Annotated in this window: 1 protein-coding gene; it reads left to right on the top strand. The window is 39.8% G+C overall.

Going from position 1 to position 1,783, the window contains the following annotated elements; all coding sequences use genetic code 11:
- Nucleotides 1–517: 517 nt before the first annotated feature.
- The coding region (gene ltrA, locus BHF71_RS10120) for a group II intron reverse transcriptase/maturase (RefSeq protein ID WP_069657520.1) at nt 518–1,783 on the top strand (1,266 nt) is incomplete at its 3' end.

Raw genomic sequence — 1,783 nt, forward strand, 5'->3', positions numbered from 1 at the left:
TGCGTGCCCAGTAAGCCGCTAATTGCTAGTTGGTGAAAGTCCAACCTGAGTAAGTGCCAAGACGCTCAGTAGCTGATAGGCAACTGGTGGAGAAATCCTAAGGTTGAAGCCCTGTGACAAAGTAACTCCGTAGGAGTGCGAGCAAACTAGCAGGTTGTAACATAAAGTGAATCCTGCCGCCTCGTCAAAAGAGCCCTCAAAAGAGGACAAAGAGAAGTCGAGCCTGGGGATGATAGGCGAAGACCAGGGAAGGTGTGGAGAACTTGGAAAGCAACACTGAAGAATCTCTCGGGGTATGGGGAGCGACATGCTAGGAAAGTAACTAACGGAACTGGGGATACCCTCCTCATCACTTTCTTTGAAAGTAAAGCAGAAACCTATAAGTGAAATACGAAATGGTGGATGGATGAGAGGGAGTCGGAAGGGGTCATAGTACCGATAATGACAGTGACAACAAAACACTGTTTAGGGAAGGACACCCTACTTCGTTCATACGTACAGAAGGAGGTAAGAGTCAGTGAATGCCAAGAAAATGGCTAACTACACCAATAAGTTAAAAGCTCAAGAACTCTGGATGACGTTATATCTTAGTGCTAAGGAAAGTCCAACACGAAGGTTTCACGCTTTATATGATAAAATCTACCGACCTGATATACTATGGGAAGCATGGCAACGTGTAAAAAGAAAGAAAGGGAGCGGAGGAGTAGACGGACAAACGATAGAAAATATCGTAGAGGAATATGGCGAAAAGAAATTTATGAATGAACTTTATTTGGAATTAAAAGAGAAAAGATATCGTTCCAAACCAGTCCTAAGAACCTACATTCCCAAAGATAATGGGAAGAAACGTCCGTTAGGAATCCCGACCATAAAAGACCGAGTCGTACAGATGGCAACGAAAATGGTAATTGAACCAATATTTGAAGCAGACTTTCAGGATTGTTCGTTTGGTTTTCGACCAAAACGAAATGCCCATCAAGCCATGGCAAAGATACGAAAAGCAAGTAGGAAGAATTTTTGGGTAGTCGACGTCGATATCCAAGGATACTTTGATAACATCAATCAAGAAAAGTTGATGAAATTAGTAGAACAACGGATAAGTGATAGAAGGGTTTTAAAGCTAATCCGTAAATGGCTAGAGGCAGGCATTATGGAAGAAGGGAATATAAGGAATTCAGTCACAGGAACACCGCAGGGTGGAGTAATCTCTCCTCTTTTAGCAAATATCTACTTAAATGTGATGGATAAGCTATGGGAGAAGAGATTTAAGCATCTAGGTGAACTTGTTAGATATGCTGATGACTTTGTTATTTTAAGTAAAACTAAACAACAAGCATTAGAAAGTATCCGAGTAATCCAAGCCATAATGGGAAAACTTGACCTAACAATTAGTCTAGAGAAATCAAGACTTGTGAACATCTGGGATGATAAGGATGGTTTTGACTTTCTAGGATTTCACAATCGGAGATTTCCAATCCGTATAAAAGGTGGAAACACGTTATACGTCATGTCACACATACCGAAAAAGAATGCAATGAAGAAAATGCGAGCAAAGATTAAGGCTTACACAGAACCGAGAAACAAACTATATTTAGACATCCATGAATTAATAAAGGGTTTAAATAGGGTACTTCAAGGTCTTAAGAATTATTATTTGCTGTCACCAATTGCAAAGAAATGGCTAAATCGGATTGATTGGTATGTGCTAGAACGTCTTAACTTATTTTATAACAAGAAAAGAAATAGACGAAATAAACATGGGAATCTTAGGGAAGTAAGAAAA

The sequence above is a fragment of the Vulcanibacillus modesticaldus genome, assembly GCF_001730235.1.
In the GTDB taxonomy this organism is placed as follows: Bacteria; Bacillota; Bacilli; order Tepidibacillales; family Tepidibacillaceae; genus Vulcanibacillus; species Vulcanibacillus modesticaldus.